We start from the raw sequence: 18,671 nt of genomic DNA on the forward strand, positions 1-18,671 counted from the left end.
ATGAACATCACCGAACTGTCCATCCGCCGCCCGGTCACCACGATCATGCTGTTCGTGTCGATGGTGGCCATCGGCCTGATCGCGTCCTTCCGCCTGCCGCTGGAAGCCGAGCCGGAAGCCACCATCCCGTTCTTCTTCATCTCGTTGCCGTACGCGGGATCGACGCCGGAGGAGGTCGAGCGGAACATCCTGCGCCCGGTGGAGGAAGCCATCGCGACGATGTCCGGCATCAAGTCGATGAACGCGCGCGCCAACGCCGAAGGCGCTTCCATGCAGGTGGAATTCAGCGACTGGGGCAAGGACATAGCCGTGGCCGCCTCCGAGGCGCGCGAACGCATCGATGCGATCCGCGACCAGTTGCCGGACGACTTCCGCCGCTACTACGTGCAGCGCTGGAGCACCACCGACCGCGAAGCGATGAGCCTGCGCCTGACCAGCGACATGGATCTGACCACGCGCGCCGAACTGATCGAACGCAGCATCAAGCAGCGCCTGGAGCGGTTGCCCGGCGTGGCGCGCGTCGAGGTGGAGGGCGTGGCCAAGCAGGAAGTGCTGGTGGCCCTGGACAAGGATCGCCTGAGCGCGCACGGCGTGGCGCTCAACGAACTGGTGGAGAAGCTGCAGGCGGCGAACTTCTCGGTGTCCGCCGGGCAAATCACCGAGGCGGGAAGGCGCCTGCGCATCCAGCCCAAGGGCGAACTGCAGGAACTGCAGGCGCTGCGCGACCTGCGCCTGGACAGCCGCGGCACGCGCCTGTCCGACATCGCCCAGGTCAGCCTGCAACCGCAGCGCATGGGCTATGTGCGGCAGATGGAAGGCAAGCCCAGCGTGGCCGTGGATATCTACAAGGAACGCTCGGCCAATCTGGTCGACCTCTCCCGCGCCGTGCGCGCGGAAATCAAGGTGCTGGAAAACGACCCGTCCATGCGCGGAGTCGGCATCGAGATCACCGACGACCAGGGGCAGGCGGTGACCAGTTCGCTGCTGGCGCTGGCCGAGGCCGGCGCGATCGGCCTGGTGCTGTCGGTGATCGTGCTGTACGCGTTCCTGCGCCACTGGCCATCGACCCTGATGGTGACCCTGGCCATCCCGATTTGCTTCATCATGACCCTGGGCTTCATGTACTTCGCCGGCATCTCGCTCAACATCATCTCGATGATGGGCCTGCTGCTGGCGGTGGGCATGCTGGTGGACAACGCGGTGGTGGTGGTCGAGAGCATCTACCAGGAGCGCGAGAAATACCCGACCAGGCCCTCGCTGGCCTCGATCATCGGCACCCGCCACGTCGCCATCGCCCTGTCGGCGGGTACCCTGTGCCACTGCGTCGTGTTCCTGCCGATGATGTTCGGCGAGAAGAACATCATCACCATCTACCTGTCCCAGCTGGCGGTGACGATCTCGGTATCGCTGCTGGCCTCGTGGCTGGTCGCGGTCAGCCTGATCCCGATGCTGTCGGCACGCATGCGGACCCCGCCGGCGGTGAAATCGCCGCTGATAACCCGGCTGCAGGACCGTTACTCGCGCGTGCTCCGCTGGACCCTGGAGCATCGCGGCTGGAGCGTGGCCGGCATCCTGGCCATATCGCTGGTCAGCGTCTACCCGATGACGCATACCCAGGGCGGCGGCGACGACAGCGACCCCAGCCAGATCAACATCTTCTACCAATGGCGCGGCGCCTATTCGAAGGAGGAAATGGGCAAGGAAGTGGCCCGGGTGGAGGCGTTCGCCAACGCCAACCGCGAGAAATTCCACATCGAGCGCGTGTACAGCCGCTACAGCGAGCAGGGCTGGGCCTCGACCCGCCTGTTCCTGACCGTGAAGGACCGCGACCAGAGCAAGCAGATCGAGGAGGAGGTGCGAAAGGGGTTGCCGCAATCCGCCCGCGCCAAGATCGGCATCGGCTGGCCGGGGAGCATGGGCAGCGACGGGCAGGGCATCCGCTTCAGCCTGGTCGGCGATTCGACCCAGACGCTGAAGGAACTGGCCGACGACATCGTGCCCATGTTGTCGCGAAACCCGAAGCTGCGCGACGTGCGAGTGGATACCGGCGATGCGAACACGGAACTGTCCGTGCAGGTGGACCGCGAGCGGGCGGCGGCATACGGCTTCAGCGCGCAGCAGGTGGCGCAGTTCGTCGGCATGGCCCTGCGCGGCTCGTCGTTGCGCGATTTCCACCGCGACGACGTGGAGATACCCGTCAACGTGCGCTTCGCAGGCTCCGAGAGCTACGGCATCGAGGATCTTTCCACCTTCATGGTGCGGGCGCCCAACGGCACCGAAGTGCCCCTGCTGGCGATGGTGGACGTCAACGTCAATCCGGCGGCGACGTCGATCCAGCGCCTGAACCGGCAGACCATGCTGCGCGTGGAGGCCGGACTGGCCAAGGACGTGCCGGTGGACGAGGCGCGCAAGTCGATCGAGACCGCGCTCGACGGCGTGCAGTTCCCCCCTGGCTACGGCTACACCTTCGCCGGGGGCAGCTTCAACATCAACTTCGACGGCATGGACCAGATGAAGAACGCCATTCTCATCGCCCTGGTCCTGATGCTGGTCATCATGGCGGCGGTGTTCGAGTCGCTGCTGTTCCCCGCGGCGATCATGTCCTGCGTGCTGTTCTCGATCTTCGGCGTCTACTGGCTGTTCTGGCTGACCGGCACGGAGATGAACATCATGGCGGTGATCGGCATCCTGGTGCTGATGGGCGTGGTGGTGAACAACGGCATCGTGATGATCGAGCACATCAACAACCTGCGTCGGCGCGGCCTGCCGCGTACCGATGCGCTGGTCGAAGGCAGCCGCGAACGGTTGCGGCCGATCATGATGACGATGGGAACCGCGATCCTGGCGATGATCCCGATCGCGCTGAACACCGAAACCGCGGACGGCATGCCGCCGTACTACCCGATGGCCCGCGCCATCGCAGGCGGCCTGGCGTTCTCCACCGTGGTCAGCCTGCTGTTCCTGCCGACCATCTACGCCATCCTCGACGATCTGCGCAGCGGTACCGCCAGGCTGGTCAAGCGGGCCCGGCTGCGCCGGGGCGAGCAGCCCGCCGCGGCGTCGGCAAGCATGACGGCGCTGCACGTGGACTGATCCGTGCGCGGGCAGGGGGAAAAAGGAAAGCCGGGCGATGCCCGGCTTTCTCCTGTTTGTGGCATCCGACGGCGGGAACTCAACCGAAGAACTTGCCCAGCATGCGCAGTCCGCCCGTCCATACGCCGATCGCGGTACCCAGGCTGGTCAGGAAGAAGTTCAGCAGGATGCGCGCCACCCGGTTCTTCCACCAGCCGCGCACGGTCTGCACGTCGTCGCGCAGCGCCATGAAGTCGGCGTAGGTGGGCTTGCGCAGGGTGGCCTCGACGAAGGCGCTGACCGTGCCGGAAGCCAGCGCGGGATGCAGCGGCGTCAGCGGCGACGAGACGAATGCCGCCAGGATGCTCAGCGGATGCCCGCCGGCGATGGCGCAGCCGATGGCGCCCAGCACGCCGGTGGCCAGCACCCATTGCAGGATCAGGTCCGAGCCCACGTCCACGCCGCCCTGCCAGAAGCCCCAGGCGAAACCGCCGACCAGGAACACGCCCAGCAGGATCGTGAACCACGGGATGTCGCTTTTCTGCGCAACGGTTTCCAGCCGGGCCAGCACTTCGGTGGGCTCGTCGGTGTCTTCGCGAAGATGGCGGGCCAGGCCCTGCAAGTGGCCTGCGCCGACCACCGCCAGCACGTCGTAGGTTCCGCCATCGGCGGACGAAGGCTTGGCCGCCGCGACCTGCCGCAACCGCGTCGCCATGTACTGGTCGCGCTCGGCGATGATGCTCTGGTACAGCGCGGGGCTTTCGGCGGCGAACTCGCCGAAGCTGGATTCCAGCATGTCGCCCTGCTTGAGCTTCTCGATCTCGGCGTCGCCGACTTCCTCGTCGGCGAACATGCCGGCCAGGATGCCGGCGCCGACCTTGCTGCGGCCCCACCAGCCCAGCGAATGCAGCGCGCGCTTGAAGGTCAGGCCCACTTCGCGGTCGATCAGGTGAAGCGGCAGGCCGCGTTCGCGCGCATCCAGCGCGCCGGCCTTCAGTTCGGCGCCGGGTTCGACGTCGAGCTGCTCCGCCAACCGGCGCTGGTAGGCCGCCAGCGCCAGGTTGGCGGCGAACAGGTGCGTCTTGCCGTCGCGGATCACCTTGACCAGGTCCATCCGCGCCAGGGCGTCCGGGTCGGTCAGCGATTGCAGGCGGCCGGCATCCAGTTCGATCGCCACGCTGTCGAACTGGCCGCTGGCGATCGCGGCGCGCACGGCGTCCACGCTGCTCTTCGAGACGTGCGCGGTGCCCAGCAGGGTGAAGCGCACGCCATCGCGCTCGACGACATGGTGCGGCTGGCCGGCCAGCGCGGCGGCGGCCGACGAAAGGGAAGTGGTGTCGTTCATCGTCTCATTCGTCATGGGGCGCGTCGGCGTTGCCGGCGCTCAGGGTGCGTTGCATCTGCACGGTGTCCAGCCAGCGGCCGTGCTTCCAGGCGATGCCGCGGAAAACGCCGACCAGCCGGAAGCCGAACTTCTCGTGCAGTCTGATCGACGCGGTGTTGTTGGGTTCGCCGATCACCGCGACCATCTGCCGGTAGCCGCGTCGTTCGCATTCGGCGATCAGGCGTTCCAGCAAAGCGGCGCCGATGCCGTGGCCCTGCTGTCCGGCGACGACGTACACCGAGTTCTCCACGGTGAAGCGGTAGCCGATGCGCGCGCGGTAGCTGTTGGCGTAGGCGTAGCCGACCAGTCGCCCTTCATGCTCGGCCGCCAGGTAGGGATAGCCCGCGTCCAGCACGCCGCGCACGCGCCGCGACATCCCGGCTTCGTCCGGCACGTCGTATTCGTAGGTGTTGACGTGGTCGCGGACTTCCGCCGCGTAAATGGCGGTGATGGCCGGCACGTCGGCCGACGCGACGTCGCGTATCGTCAGTTCCACGCGGGGCGTCTCAGTCGATGTAGCGCTTGAGCAGGTCGCCGTAGGCGTCGATGCGGCGATCGCGCAGGAACGGCCAGATGCGGCGGACGTGCTCGCTGCGCTGCAAGTCCACCTCGACGGTCAGGATGTCGGCGTCGACGCCGGCTTCGGCCAGGAACTCGCCCTGCGGCCCCAGCACATGGCTGTTGCCCCAGAACCGGATGCCGGAGGTGCCGAGCGGCGAGGGTTCGTGCCCGACGCGGTTGCAGCTGAGCACCGGCAGCCCGTTGGCGACGGCATGGCCGCGGTGGCTGAGTATCCACGCGTCGCGCTGGCGGTTCTTTTCCGCCTGTTCGTCGTCCGGGTCCCAGCCGATGGCGGTGGGGTAGAGCAGCAGGTCGGCGCCGGTCAACGCCATCAGGCGCGCCGCTTCCGGATACCACTGGTCCCAGCAGACCAGCACGCCCAGCCGGCCCACCGAGGTGTCGATGGGCGTGAAGCCGATGTCGCCGGGCGTGAAGTAGAACTTCTCGTAGAAGCCGGGGTCGTCCGGGATGTGCATCTTGCGGTACTTGCCCGCGATGCTGCCGTCCTTCTCGAAGACCACGGCGGTGTTGTGGTACAGGCCGGCGGCGCGGCGTTCGAACAGGGACGACACCAGCACCACGCCATGCCGTTTCGCCAGTCGGCCCAGGCGTTCGGTGCTGGGGCCGGGGATCGGTTCGGCCAGGTCGAATTCGTTCACCGACTCGTGCTGGCAGAAATAGGCGCCGTTGTGCAGTTCCTGCAGCAGCACCAGCTTCGCGCCGCGCTTGGCCGCCTCGGCCACGCGGTCCTCGATCACCGACAGGTTGGCGTCGGCGTCGCCGTGGTTGTTTTCCTGGATCAGGGCAACGGGCAGGGTGGTGCGGGTCATCGTGCGTGAGTCGGATGGGGCATGCGCCGTGGGGAACGCATGGTACCGCGTCGGCCACGGCGGCAGGCGGACGCGGCGTGAACGGGTCGCTCAGGCGGACGCATCGGGGGCGGTTTCCCGCCGCTGCTGCTGGCGGCCCAGCGCATGCCCGGTGAATGCCCAGGCCAGCGCGATGGCGGCGCCGATGAACATGGCCATCGACGGGTGCTCGGCCAGCACGTCCAGCGCCCGCTTGACCCATCCGCTCAGCGCATCGCCGCCGCGATAGACCACGGTGTCGATGAAGTTCTTGGCCTTGTACTTCTGTTCGGCCGGGACCACGGTGTAGAGCATCTCGCGGCCGGGCCGCACGAAAGCGTATTCGCCCGCGCGCCGCACCACCATCACCACCACGAACACGGCGAAGACCGGCGCCAGCGCCAGCCACAGGAAGCCGGCGGCCACCACCAGCGGCACCGCCACCAGCAGTATCCCCACGCCCAGCCGTTGCGCGATGCGGCCGGTGATGAACAACTGGCTGAGGATGGCCAGCGTCTGCACCACCGTGTCGATCAGGCCGAACACCTGGGTCTGCCGCGTCCGGTCGGGGAAGTATTCCTCCACCAGCCGCGCCTGCTCGAAATAGAGGAAGGTGGTGACGCTGCTCAGCAGCAGCACGAACAGCGCGATGCCCAGCAGGTAGGGCGAGCGGAATACCGCCGTCGCGCCCGCGAAGGGATTTCCGCCCAGCGGCTGCCGTCGCTGTTCGCTGGTGCTGGCACCCGCGGGCAATGGATGGCGGTCGCGCCAGCGATGCAACCAGGTGGCGGTGCCCGCGCTGGCCGCGATCAGCACGGCCGACAGCAGCATCAGCCCGCCGTGGCCCAGCGGTTCCACCAGGGCCGTGGTCAGCAGCGGTCCGACCAGTCCGCCCAGGCTGGCGCCGCCTGCGATCAGCGCGAACAGCCGCTTCGCCTCGCTGCTGGCCATCACGTCGGCCAATACGCTCCAGGCCAGCGAGATCATCAGCAGGTTGATCACCGACACCCAGATGTAGAACCCGCGCGCGATCCACACGTTCTCGGGCTGCACCAGCATGGCCACGCCGAACGCCAGCAGGCTGGCGACGACGAAGCCGAACACCCACGGCACGATCCGCCGCCGCGACACCTTCGACGCCAGCCAGCCGAACAGCGGCAGCACCGCCAGCGTGGCGAGGAAGGTGCCGGTGAACAGCCATTGCAGGTTGTCCACGCCACCGGCCACGCCCATCGTTTCGCGGATCGGCCGCAGCATGAAGTAGCCGGTGAACAACAGGAAGAACATCGCCAGCCCGGCGCCCACCGCCGGCGCTTCGTGCGGTTCCACGTTGAAGACGCGGGCGATGAAGCGCAGCGGTGGCGGGGTTCCGGCGGCCGGGTCGTTCATCGCGGCGGGTCAGGCCAGCGCGGCGATCAGCGCCTGGCGCTGCGTCTCGGTCAGGTCGGGGCCAAGGCCGGCCTGCAGGTTGTCGCTCTGGCGGTCGGGCTTGCCGGTCGCCGGGATCACCGCGGTGACCGCCTGGTGGCTCAGCGCGAACTTGAGGAAGGCCTGTGCCCACGAGGACACGCCGGTCTCGGCGACCGCCGCCGGCAGCGGCTTGTCCTTCACCTGCGCGAACAGCTTGCCGTCCTCGAACGCCCGGTTGATCAGCACGGCCACGCCCAGGTCCTGCGCCAGCGGCAGCACCCGCTTCTCCGCGCCCCGGCTGACCACGGAATAGTTGATCTGCAGGAAGTCGGGCTTCTCCGCCTGCACGACGTCGGCCAGTTCGTCCTGCGCGCTTTCCACGTAATGAGTGACGCCCACGTAGCGTACCTTGCCCTGTTCCTTCAGTTCCCGCGCGACGGCCAGCTGGGTCTTCAGGTCGCGCAGGTTGTGCACCTGCAACAGCGCCACCTTGTCGGTCTTGAGGCGACGCAGTGAGTCGTCGAACTGCGCCAGGCCGGCCTCGCGGCCGCTGACACCCGACAGCTTGGTGGCCAGCCAGGCCTTCGCCGTCAGGTCCTGCTCGGCGAGCAGGGCCCCCATCACGTCCTCGGCGACGCTGTAGGTGGGGGCGGTGTCGATCAGGGTGGCGCCGGCGGCGAAGAAGCGCTTCAGCACCTCGCGCAACGGGTCCAGTTCGGCGGCCGACTGGCCGACCTCGAAACTGCCGGAGGTGCCCATGCCGATCACCGGGATCCTTTCGCCGGTGGCGGGAATCGCCCGGGTGTTCAACGGGCCCGACAGGACGGGCGCGCTGGCGGCCTGCGCGGCGGAGGCGGCGGAAGGCGTGGCGCCATTGGCCTGCGCCGCATCCCGGCAGGCCGCCAGGCCGATGCCGGCGGCCGCGATGGCGGACGTGGTCAGGAACTTGCGTCGTGTGTACACGGCGGACTCCTCATGCGTAAGGAACCACCGGTTATCGATGATCGGCGGGCACGGTGTGTAAACGAAACGTTCAACCCGCCCCGACGTACGCCACGGATGCGGCGAACCGTGACGGAAACACGATCAGCCGAGCAGGCCCGCCGGCAGTTGCATGGTGATGCAGTGCAGGCTGCCGTTCTGCCAGATCAGCGGACGGCAGGGCACCTGCACGATCTCGCGGTCCGGATAGGCCTGCGCCAGCACGACGGCGGCGCGGTCGTCGGCCGCATCGCCATAGGCCGGCATCAGGACGGCGCCGTTGACGATCAGGTAGTTGGCATAGGACGCCGCCAGGCGGCGGCCGTCGTCGATCACCGGCCGCGCCCATGGCAGCGGGAACGGGCGGTAGGGCTTGCCGTCGCGCGTGCGCAAGGCCGCGATGTCGGCCGCCATCGCCTGCAGTTCGGCATGGTGCGAATCGGCGGGGTCGTCGCAGGCCTGGAATACGATGGCATCGCCCGGCGCGAAGCGGGCCAGGGTGTCGATGTGGGCGTCGGTGTCGTCGCCTTCCAGGTAGCCATGGTCCAGCCACAGCACGCGGTCCTGCTTCAGCCAGCCGGCCAGCTTGGCCGTCAGTTCCTCGCGCGAGGCGTCCGGGTGGCGTTCGTGCAGGCATTGCCAGGTGGTCAGCAGAGTACCATCGCCATCGGTCTCGATGGCGCCGCCCTCCAAAGCAAAATCAATGCTTTGGACGAAATAGTTATGAAACAACTCCATGCCCGAGAGCTCGCCCACCAACTGGTCGTCGCGGCTGGCTTCGTACTTGCCGCCCCAGCCGGTGAAGCGGAAATCGAGCAGCTTGAAGTGGGCATTGTCGCGGTCGCGCAGGGTGATGGGGCCGGAATCGCGCAACCAGGTGTCGTCGTATTCGGCCAAGACGAAGCGCACGCGCCGCATGTCCACCCGCGCCGAGCGCAGGCGCGCCTCGGCATAGGTCTGCAGGTCGTCGTCGGCCACGCAGACCACCACGTCCTGGAAACGGGCGATGGCCGCGACCAGGGCGACGTAGGTGTCCTCGACCGCGGCCAGGCGCTCGGCCCAGTCGGTCTCGGCGTGCGGCCACGCGATCAGGACCGCGGATTGGGGCTCCCACTCCGCGGGGAAACGGAAAGCATCGGTCATCGGCTTGCGCTGGAGGTTGCGTGGAAAGGCGGGGTCAACGGATCGGCGGCTTCGGGCCGATTTCCTCGGCGCTGGCCTTGTTGAGCACCACGTCGATGACGCGGTTCTTCTCGAAATACACCGTGAAGTCCGGATAGACCCAGCGGTTGATCACCGGCCATTGGCGCTTCTGTCCGCCGCGCGGTTCGAGCTTCTGTTGCGGGGCGCCGAAACGGGCTTCCACCTGGGCGGCGGTCTGTCCACGGACGGGCGCGGCTTCCGCCGGCTTTTCCCGGGCGCGTTCGACCAGTAGGGTGTCGGCGGCGGCGTGGCCGGCGAGGCCGAGCAGGGCGATCAACGGGAGTGCGAGGGCGCGACGGTTCATGAGTGGGTTCCCCTGGGTGACCCGCCATTTATAACAAAAGGCCGCCAACAAAAAACCGCCGCGCCGCAAGTAATGCGCGGCGATGGATGGATCGGCGCGTCGCCGCGCGCCCGAGCAATGAATGGGCTGAAACAAAAAGCCGCCTTGCGGCGGCTTTTTGCTTTGCGCCACGCGGACGGGAACTGGCTGCCGCCCGTCGGGGTGTCCCGCAGCCTCAGCGCTGGCGCGCCTTGAAACGCGGGTTGGACTTGCAGATCACGAAGACCTTTCCGCGGCGGCGGACCACCTTGCAGTCGCGGTGACGGGCCTTCGCCGACTTCAGGGAGGACAGGACCTTCATGAGATAAACCTCGGCGTAAAAGAGTGTGGGCGAAACTAAGCCCGCTATTCTAACGGCAATTCCATTGGCATATCAAGCGGTTGCGGTCGCTCCGGGAACGGCCGGCGGCGTCCGGGCAGGCGAGGGCGGGCGAGGGGGCGGCATAATGGCGGAAAACCACAAGGATCCGCCATGCCCGACACCGCCCCCGTACTGACCATCGATGGCCCCTCCGGCGCCGGAAAGGGCACGGTCAGCCGGATCGCCGCCCGTCGGCTGGGCTGGCATTACCTGGATTCCGGGGCGCTCTACCGGGCGGTGGGGGTGGCGGCCAGCTGGGCCGACCTGGACATTTCCGACCCGGCGGCACTGGTCCGCTGCGCCTTCGACACCACCATCCGCTTCCGCGAGGCCGACGATGGGCTGCGGGTGATCGTGGACGACCTTGACGCCACCGACGAGCTGCGCCTGGAAACCACCGGCGCCCTGGCCTCGGCCATCGCGGCGATCCCTGAGGTGCGGTCCGCCCTGAAGGAGCGCCAGCGGGCCTTCCGGCAGCCGCCGGGGCTGGTCGCCGATGGCCGGGACATGGGCACGGTGATCTTCCCGGATGCCCCCTACAAGGTGTTCCTGACCGCCAGCGCCGAGGAACGGGCGGAAAGACGGTATAAGCAGTTGAAAGACAAAGGGGTTTCGGTCACAATCGACGGTCTGCTACGCGAGATCCTCGCCCGCGACGCCCGTGATGCGCAGCGCACGGTGGCGCCGTTGCGGCCGGCCGAAGACGCCGTCCTCATCGACACCACCGGCCTGGACATCGATCAGGTGGTCGAGCGCGTGCTGTCGCTGGTGAAGCCGTAACCCGGATTCATCGCGTCCGCACGCAGCGCGGATCCACGTGCGGCAGAGACAGTCCCGTCCCGCGGCAATGGTGCCATGGCGGCGGTTTTTCCACTCCAACACACGGCACTTCCGTGCCGAAAGGGTGGACAGGGGGGCTCGCCGCATCCGGCGAACACCTGTCCGTGTGTCCAACTGAGTAATCAACAATGACCGAATCATTTGCCGAACTGTTTGAACAGAGCCAGACCCAACTGGCCAAGCTGAAGCCGGGCGCCATCGTCACCGGCGTCGTCGTGGAAGTCCGCAACGACGTGGTGGTGATCAACGCCGGCCTGAAGTCCGAAGGCATCGTGCCGATCGAACAGTTCCGGAACGACGCCGGCGAGATCGACGTGGGCGTGGGCGACGAAGTGAAGGTCGCGCTCGACTCCATCGAGAACGGCTTCGGCGAAACCGTCCTCTCGCGCGAGAAGGCCAAGCGCGCCATGGTGTGGGACGAGCTGGAAGAAGCGCTGGAGAAGAACGAAACCATCACCGGCCGCATCAGCGGCAAGGTCAAGGGCGGCTTCACCGTCGACATCAAGGACGTCCGCGCGTTCCTGCCGGGCTCGCTGGTCGACGTGCGCCCCGTGCGCGACCCGGGCTACCTGGAAGGCAAGGAGCTGGAATTCAAGCTCATCAAGCTGGACCGCAAGCGCAACAATGTGGTCGTCTCCCGCCGTGCGGTGGTCGAGAGCGAGCATTCGGAAGAGCGCGAGCAATTGATGGACAAGCTGCAGGAAGGCGTGGTGCTGAAGGGTGTGGTCAAGAACCTCACCGACTACGGCGCGTTCGTCGACCTGGGCGGCATCGACGGCCTGCTGCACATCACCGACATGGCCTGGAAGCGCGTGCGCCATCCGTCCGAAGTCGTGGAAGTCGGCCAGGAGCTGGACGTCCGCGTGCTGAAGTACGACCGTGAGCGCAACCGCGTCTCGCTGGGCCTGAAGCAACTGGGCGAGGATCCGTGGGACAACATCGCCCGCCGCTACCCGGCCAACAGCCGCGTGTTCGGCAAGGTCTCCAACGTCACCGATTACGGTGCGTTCGTCGAGATCGAGCCGGGCGTCGAAGGCCTGGTGCACGTGTCCGAGATGGACTGGACCAACAAGAACGTCAATCCGTCCAAGGTCGTGCAGGTCGGCGACGAGGTCGAAGTGATGGTGCTGGACGTGGACGAAGAGCGTCGCCGCATCTCGCTGGGCATGAAGCAGGTCGCCGCCAATCCGTGGGAGACCTTCGCGGCCACCCACAAGAAGAACGACAAGGTGTCCGGCCAGATCAAGTCGATCACCGATTTCGGCATCTTCATCGGCCTGGACGGCGGCATCGACGGCCTGATCCACCTGTCCGACATCAGCTGGAACACCACCGGCGAAGACGTCGTGCGCAACTTCAAGAAGGGCGACACGCTGGAAGCCGTGGTGCTGGCCGTCGATCCGGAGCGCGAGCGCATCAGCCTGGGCGTGAAGCAGCTCGAGCAGGATCCGTTCGGCCAGTACATGGCCGCCCATCCGAAGGGCTCGAAGGTCGAGGGCGTGGTCAAGGAAGTGGACGCCAAGGGCGCCACCATCGAACTGGCCGACGGCATCGAAGGCTACGTGTCGGCCCGCGACATCAGCCACGACCGCGTGGACGACGCCAGCCAGCACCTGAAGGTCGGCGACAAGGTCGAAGCCAAGTTCATCGGCATGGACCGCAAGGGCCGCACCCTGCAGTTGTCGATCAAGGCCAAGGACGAAGCGGAAACCGCCGAAGCGCTGGCCGAGTACAACAAGTCCGCCAGCGAAGCCGCCGCCGGCACCACCAGCTTGGGCGCGCTGCTGCGCGCGCAACTGGATGGCGGCAAGTCCGAGTAAGCCCGGGCGACAGACGCTCAAAGCAAGTCCGTTCCCAGCCGGCCCGGGGTCACCCGGGCCGGTTCGGGTACACCCGCCCGAACCCGCATGCGATGACCAAATCCGAACTCATCGAAATCCTGACCCGCCGCCAGCCGCACCTCAAGGCAGAGGACGTGGACCTGGCCGTGAAGGCGTTGCTGGAGATGATGGGCGGCGCATTGGCGCAGGGCGACCGCATCGAGATCCGCGGTTTCGGCAGTTTCTCGCTGCACTACCGTCCGCCCCGCCTGGGGCGCAATCCCAAGACCGGCGAATCGGTGGCGCTGCCCGCCAAGCACGTGCCGCACTTCAAGCCCGGCAAGGAACTGCGTGAGCGCGTCAGCGACGTCACGCCGATCGAGGAAGCCGGCGAGTAGCCCTTCCGTTCCGCGGCGCCGTGTCGATGCGCGCCGTCTCCGTTAAGCTAGGCGCTATCCCGCAAGGAGCCGCCTGATGAACATGTTCCGCCTGGTCGTTGCCCTGGTCTTCCTGATCCTGGGGCTGGTGATCGGCTTCCTCAACGACAGCCCGGCCATCACCCTGGACCTGATCTTCTTCCAGTGGTCCACCACGCCCGGCAACGCCATCATCCTGTCCTTGTTGACGGGGGTCGTGATCGGCGGATCGATCGTATTGGCCACGCTTGTACTGCCGCTGTACGCCAAGTTGCGCAAGGCAGGCAAGGCGCAGGCTTCCAGTGCCTCCGGCGACTCCGTTTCCACCGGCAACGGCGTCTGACCCATGGCCTTCCTGACCGAGTGGTTCTGGTTCTTCCTGTTCCTGCCGCTGGCCGCGCTGAGCGGCTGGATCATCGGCCGCAGGGGCGGGCAGCGACATGGCGACACCCAGGTCAGCCGGCTGTCCACCACGTATTTCCGCGGCCTGAACTACCTGTTGAACGAACAGCCGGACAAGGCCATCGAGCTGTTCCTGCACATCGCCGAACTGGACAAGGAAACCTTCGAGACCCAGGTCGCGCTGGGGCACCTGTTCCGGCGCCGTGGCGAGGTGGACCGCGCCATCCGCCTGCACCAGGGGCTGGTGCAGCGCCCCGACCTGAACGATGCGCAGAAGGTCCAGGCGCTGCTGGCGCTGGGCGAGGACTACATGCGTTCCGGCCTGCTGGACCGTGCCGAAACCGTGTTCAGCGACCTTGCCCGCATCGACCAGCGCGCCCCGCAGGCGCTCAAGCACCTGATCGGCATCTACCAGTCCGAACGCGACTGGGAAAAGGCCATCGAAAACGCGATGCGCTACGAAGAAGCCACCGGCGAAGCGATGGGCAAGCTGGTGGCGCAGTTCGAGTGCGAACTGGCCGAGCGCCAGCGCACCGCCAACAACGTGGAAGCGGCCCGCGCCGCCGTCGCGCGGGCCTACCAGGCCGATGCGGGCAGCGTGCGGGCCGGCATCATCGAAGGCCGCATCGAAACCGATGCCGGCCACCACGAGGCCGCCATCCGCGCCTTCGAGCGGGCGGCACGCCATGATCCGGACTACCTGCCGGAAGTGCTGCCCAGCCTGCTGGCCAGCTATGAACAGGTGGGCGACCTGTCGGGGGCGCGGGCCTTCCTGTCGGAGATGTGCGAGCACTACCGCGGCATCGCGCCGGTGCTGGCACTCACCAAGCTGGTGGAACGCCAGGACGGCGTGGCGGCGGCGCGGGCCTATCTGGCGCGCCAGCTGAAGGACCGTCCTTCCGTGCGCGGCGAAGCGGCGCTGATCGACCTGACGCTGGCCGAGGGCGCGGACCCGTCCGCGACCCTGCACGACCTGAAGCACATCACCGATCAATTGCTGGTGCGCAATCCCAGCTACCGCTGCACCCGTTGCGGCTTCGGCGCTCGTACCCATCATTGGCAATGCCCCAGTTGCAAGGAATGGGGCACCATCAAGCCGCTGCTCAATTACGCGGTGGTGTAGTGCCGGCCATGACGTACTGGCTGTTGCTGCACTTCGGCATCGCAGTGGCAGGGGCCTGGATGGCACGGCATTACGCCCTGCGCGGCAACCTGATGGACCACCCGGGCGAGCGGCGCAGCCACACGGTGGCCACCCCGCGTGGCGGCGGCATCGCCATCGTGGCGGCCCTGCTGTGCGCTGGCGGATGGCTGCTCTGGAACGGCCCGGATCAGGGGCAGGGAACCCTGCTGCCCGCCTTCCTGGTCGGCCTGGTGCTGGTGGCCGGCATCGGCTGGTGGGACGATCATCGCCCCCTTTCCCCCGCGTCCCGGTTGGTCGTGCAGGCGGTCGCCGCCGGATTGCTCGCCATGGCCGCGGGCCGGGACAGTGGAGATCCCCTGGCCGCCATGATCGCCTTTGCGGCCGCGCTGGTATTGGTCAACGTCTGGAATTTCATGGACGGGATCAATGGGCTGGCCGCAAGCCAGGCGGCGATCGCCGCGTGCGGGTTCGCTTTCTCGCTGCAGGGCGACTGGGCCTGGCTGGCGGCCGGATTGCTGGCGGCCTGCCTGGGGTTCCTGCCCTTCAATTTCCCGCGGGCCCGCATCTTCCTGGGGGACGTGGGCAGCGGAGCGCTGGGTTTTTCCCTGGCGGCCCTGCTGGCGGCTGGATGGACCCGCTCGACAGCCCCGTGGCCATTGCTGTGCTTGCCGCTATGCGCCTTCCTTGTCGACGCGGGCTTCACATTGCTGAGGCGCATGCTGATAGGAGAACGGTGGTGGACGCCCCATGTGACGCATCTTTACCAGTCCGCCGCCCGGCGTTTCGGTCATACGGCGGTAACCGTGATTTACGCAGCATTCGGTGGCGTTACTTTACTGTTAACCTATCTCCTGTCCCAGGAGGATGCCCGGACAGCGCTTGCCGCGACGGTCTGCGTGTATATGGGAGCGTCGGCGATGTGGGGAATTTTGCGAAGGAGAGTGCGTGGCTAGTTCAAGGAGAGGGACGCAATGAATTCCTGGCGAGATCGCGTAAGCAGCACACTGCCCCGTTTCCTGGTGGCCCTGCATGACCTGGCGATGGTGTGGCTGTGCTGGCAGGTGTTGCACCGCCTGCGCTATGCCATGGTGGCGCAGCCGCCGGAATTTCCCTTCTGGTCGAACGAAGTCGCCATCGTCCTGTTGGGGCAGGGCCTTGTCTTCTGGTGGATGGGCCTCTACCGGGGCCTCTGGCGCTTTGCCAGCTTGCCGGACCTGTGGAACATCGTGAAGGCCAGCGCGCTGGGATTCCTGGCGGTGGTGACCGGCCTGTTCTTCTACAATCGATTCGGCTCGACGCCGCGCGCCGTGCTGGGCTTCTATCCGTTCGCCCTGGTGGGCTTCCTTGGCCTGCCTCGCCTGGTCTATCGGGCCTGGAAGGACAGCCAGGCCCAGCGCTCGCAGGAGACGGCCTCGCGCGTCCTGATCCTGGGAGCGGGCAGGGCGGGCGAGGCGCTGGTGCGCGAACTGCGCCGTACCGGCGTCTACTATCCGGTGGCTTTCCTCGACGATGCCCCCAGGCTGCACGGATCCAAGCTGCAGGGCGTTCCGGTGCTGGGTGGCCTGGAGAGCGCGGCCGCGGTGGCCCGCGAGACGGCTGCCCGCATGCTGGTCATCGCGATGCCGTCGCTGGATGCGCCGGCCATGCAGCGCGTCGTGGCGATCTGCGAAAGCACCGGCCTGCCATTCCGGATGGTGCCGCGGCTGGTCAACGTGCTGGAAGGCCAGTCGATGCCGGGCGACCTGAAGGAGGTCGCCATCGAGGACCTGCTGGGCCGCAAGTCCGTCACGCCGGACTGGAAGCTGATCCGGGGCTGGCTGGGCGGGCGCACGGTCATGGTCACCGGCGCCGGCGGCTCCATCGGTTCGGAACTTTGCCGACAGTGCGCGCGGCACGGGGCGCAACGCATCGCGTTGCTGGAAATCGACGAACTGGCGCTGATCACCATACAGGGCGACCTGCAGCGCGCGTTCCCCGACCTGGAAATCCTGCCGGTGCTGGGCAATTGCGGCGACCCGGCGGTGATCGCGCATGCCCTGCGTCTCGCAGAGCCCGATGCGGTCTTCCATGCGGCGGCCTACAAGCAGGTGCCGCTGCTCGAACAGCACCTGCGCGAAGCCATCGGCAACAACGTGTTGGCCACGGAGACGGTGGCGCGTGCCTGCCGGGAGGTGGGGGTATCGACCTTCGTGCTGATCTCCACCGACAAAGCGGTGGATCCGGCCAACGTGCTGGGCGCGACCAAACGCCTGGCGGAAATGGCGTGCCAGGCACTGGACGACAGCCATTCCCGCACGCGCTACGTGACCGTGCGGTTCGGCAACGTGCTGGATTCCGCCGGCAGCGTTGTCCCGCTGTTCCGCGAGCAGATCCGCAAGGGCGGGCCGGTGACGGTGACCGATCCGGACGTATCCCGCTATTTCATGACCATTCCGGAGGCCTGCCAGTTGATCCTGCAGGCGGCGTCGGGAGCGGCCCACGCATCGATCTATACGCTGGACATGGGCGAACCGGTACCGATCCGCTTGCTGGCCGAACAGATGATCCGCCTGGCCGGCAAGCAGCCCGGACGCGACATCGCCATCGTCTACACCGGCCTGCGGCCGGGCGAGAAGCTGCACGAAACCCTGTTCCACGCGGACGAGCGTTATCGTCCCACCTCGCATTCCAAGATCATGCAGGCGGTGGCGCGCGAGGTCTCGCCCGAGTTCATCGAGCTGGCGCTGCAGCGCCTGCGCGCCGCGTATGGCCGTTACGACTCGGAAGAACTCCAGGAAGTGCTGCGGGTCGCCGTGCCGGAATTCACGCCGATGTCGAATCAGGAAGAGGCCGCATCGGCTAACATCGTGGCCTTCCCAGGCCGCGAAGCCCGCAGGATCCGATGAACCAGCGCATCCGCAAAGCCGTGTTTCCCGTTGCGGGACTCGGCACCCGTTTCCTTCCCGCCACCAAGACCGTTCCCAAGGAAATGCTGCCGATCATCGATCGGCCGCTGATCCAGTACGCCGTCGACGAAGCCGTCGAGGCGGGATGCGACACCCTGGTGTTCGTGACCAACCGCTACAAGCACGCGGTGGCGGATTACTTCGACAAGGCTTACGAACTGGAACAGAAGCTGGAACAGTCCGGCAAGCACGAGCAGTTGGAGCTGATCCGCAACGTATTGCCTCGGCATGTGCGCGCGGTGTTCGTGACCCAGGCCGAGGCGCTGGGCCTGGGCCATGCGGTGCTGTGCGCGAAACCCATCGTGGGCGATGAGCCATTCGCGGTGCTGCTGCCCGACGACCTGATCTGGAACCGGGGTCCCGGCGCCCTGAAGCAGATGGCCGACGCCGCCGAAATTTCCGGTGCCAGCATGATCGCCGTGCAGGACGTGCCGCACGAGCAGACCGGCAGTTACGGCATCGTGGCCACCGGCAACTTCTCCGGGCGCGAGGGCCGCATCGATGCCATCGTCGAGAAACCCAAGCCTGAAGTGGCGCCCAGCAACCTGGCGGTAGTGGGGCGGTATGTACTCGATTCGCGCATCTTCGGCTTGCTGGAGAGCACGCAGCCTGGCGCGGGCGGCGAGATCCAGCTGACCGATGCCATCGCCGCACTGCTGACGGAGAAACCCGTCCATGCCTATCGCTTCCAGGGCACCCGTTTCGATTGCGGCACCCATATCGGCTTGATCGAGGCGACCATCCGTTACGCGCTGGACCACGAAACGCTGAGCGATGCCGCGCGCGACATGATGCAGAGTGCGCTGAACGAACTGGGCGTGCAGGAGCTGAAATAGCCCGCCTCGAGCGGCTATGGTAGTGGGGACGGTTCAGTCCATTACTTCTACGTCGCCCATCCATGCTTGCTTCGCACCCGGCACCGGCTGCCAATTACTACCTCG

At 67.0% G+C, this 18,671-nt stretch carries 17 protein-coding genes; 9 read left to right on the plus strand and 8 right to left on the minus strand.

Going from position 1 to position 18,671, the window contains the following annotated elements:
- Nucleotides 1-3,093 (plus strand): efflux RND transporter permease subunit, encoded by a 3,093-nt coding sequence (locus AAD027_RS08060; RefSeq protein WP_341725511.1) that lies wholly within the window; start codon nt 1-3, stop codon nt 3,091-3,093.
- 79 nt (nt 3,094-3,172) lie between these two features.
- Here the strand turns inward: AAD027_RS08060 and AAD027_RS08065 are convergent, their stop codons facing one another.
- The 8 genes from AAD027_RS08065 to ykgO all read right to left on the minus strand — a co-directional run bounded on the left by AAD027_RS08065 (nt 3,173) and on the right by ykgO (nt 10,103).
- A complete protein-coding gene (locus tag AAD027_RS08065; RefSeq protein WP_341725512.1) occupies nt 3,173-4,417 on the minus strand; it encodes a TraB/GumN family protein in 1,245 nt (414 codons plus the stop codon).
- A 4-nt stretch (nt 4,418-4,421) separates the two neighbouring features.
- On the minus strand, nt 4,422-4,952 hold the full coding sequence (locus tag AAD027_RS08070; protein WP_341725513.1) for a GNAT family N-acetyltransferase: 531 nt from the start codon (nt 4,950-4,952) through the stop codon (nt 4,422-4,424).
- Nucleotides 4,953-4,962: 10 nt separating this feature from the next.
- Entirely contained in the window at nt 4,963-5,847 is an 885-nt protein-coding gene (locus AAD027_RS08075) for a carbon-nitrogen hydrolase (protein ID WP_341725514.1), read from the minus strand.
- 90 nt (nt 5,848-5,937) lie between these two features.
- Nucleotides 5,938-7,254: an NTP/NDP exchange transporter gene (locus tag AAD027_RS08080; protein ID WP_341725515.1), complete on the minus strand. Its 1,317-nt coding sequence runs from the start codon at nt 7,252-7,254 to the stop codon at nt 5,938-5,940.
- A gap of 9 nt (nt 7,255-7,263) precedes the next feature.
- Nucleotides 7,264-8,238, minus strand: coding sequence for an aldo/keto reductase (locus AAD027_RS08085; RefSeq protein ID WP_341725516.1), 975 nt, complete (start codon nt 8,236-8,238; stop codon nt 7,264-7,266).
- A gap of 123 nt (nt 8,239-8,361) precedes the next feature.
- On the minus strand, nt 8,362-9,399 hold the full coding sequence (locus tag AAD027_RS08090; protein ID WP_341725517.1) for an agmatine deiminase family protein: 1,038 nt from the start codon (nt 9,397-9,399) through the stop codon (nt 8,362-8,364).
- Between the two features lie 34 nt (nt 9,400-9,433).
- Nucleotides 9,434-9,763, minus strand: a complete 330-nt coding sequence (locus tag AAD027_RS08095; RefSeq protein ID WP_341725864.1) for a hypothetical protein — start codon at nt 9,761-9,763, stop codon at nt 9,434-9,436.
- A 214-nt stretch (nt 9,764-9,977) separates the two neighbouring features.
- Nucleotides 9,978-10,103, minus strand: coding sequence for a type B 50S ribosomal protein L36 (gene ykgO / locus AAD027_RS08100; RefSeq protein WP_010342887.1), 126 nt, complete (start codon nt 10,101-10,103; stop codon nt 9,978-9,980).
- A gap of 171 nt (nt 10,104-10,274) precedes the next feature.
- On the opposite strand from ykgO, the gene cmk reads away from it, so the two are divergent.
- The 8 genes from cmk (at nt 10,275) to galU (ending at nt 18,566) form a co-directional block, all read left to right on the plus strand.
- Nucleotides 10,275-10,943, plus strand: a complete 669-nt coding sequence (gene cmk, locus AAD027_RS08105; protein WP_341725518.1) for a (d)CMP kinase — start codon at nt 10,275-10,277, stop codon at nt 10,941-10,943.
- A 188-nt stretch (nt 10,944-11,131) separates the two neighbouring features.
- Nucleotides 11,132-12,823 carry a 30S ribosomal protein S1 gene (gene rpsA, locus AAD027_RS08110; RefSeq protein WP_341725519.1) on the plus strand — a complete coding sequence of 564 codons (1,692 nt, stop codon included), beginning with the start codon at nt 11,132-11,134 and terminating at the stop codon, nt 12,821-12,823.
- Nucleotides 12,824-12,915: 92 nt separating this feature from the next.
- The gene (locus AAD027_RS08115) at nt 12,916-13,221 is read left to right on the plus strand and encodes an integration host factor subunit beta (protein ID WP_341725520.1); all 306 of its coding nucleotides are present in this window, start codon (nt 12,916-12,918) and stop codon (nt 13,219-13,221) included.
- Between the two features lie 76 nt (nt 13,222-13,297).
- Entirely contained in the window at nt 13,298-13,582 is a 285-nt protein-coding gene (locus AAD027_RS08120) for a hypothetical protein (RefSeq protein ID WP_341725521.1), read from the plus strand.
- 3 nt (nt 13,583-13,585) lie between these two features.
- Nucleotides 13,586-14,764, plus strand: a complete 1,179-nt coding sequence (gene lapB, locus AAD027_RS08125) for a lipopolysaccharide assembly protein LapB (RefSeq protein ID WP_341725522.1) — start codon at nt 13,586-13,588, stop codon at nt 14,762-14,764.
- A gap of 8 nt (nt 14,765-14,772) precedes the next feature.
- On the plus strand, nt 14,773-15,738 hold the full coding sequence (locus tag AAD027_RS08130; protein ID WP_341725523.1) for an MraY family glycosyltransferase: 966 nt from the start codon (nt 14,773-14,775) through the stop codon (nt 15,736-15,738).
- A gap of 18 nt (nt 15,739-15,756) precedes the next feature.
- Complete coding sequence (locus AAD027_RS08135; RefSeq protein WP_341725524.1) at nt 15,757-17,670, plus strand: polysaccharide biosynthesis protein; 1,914 nt, start codon at nt 15,757-15,759, stop codon at nt 17,668-17,670.
- A complete protein-coding gene (galU, locus tag AAD027_RS08140; RefSeq protein ID WP_341725525.1) occupies nt 17,667-18,566 on the plus strand; it encodes a UTP--glucose-1-phosphate uridylyltransferase GalU in 900 nt (299 codons plus the stop codon). Before AAD027_RS08135 ends, galU begins: the two co-directional genes overlap by 4 nt.
- Nucleotides 18,567-18,671: the final 105 nt, after the last annotated feature.

The organism is Pseudoxanthomonas putridarboris (genome assembly GCF_038321125.1).
GTDB lineage: Bacteria > Pseudomonadota > Gammaproteobacteria > Xanthomonadales > Xanthomonadaceae > Pseudoxanthomonas_A > Pseudoxanthomonas_A putridarboris.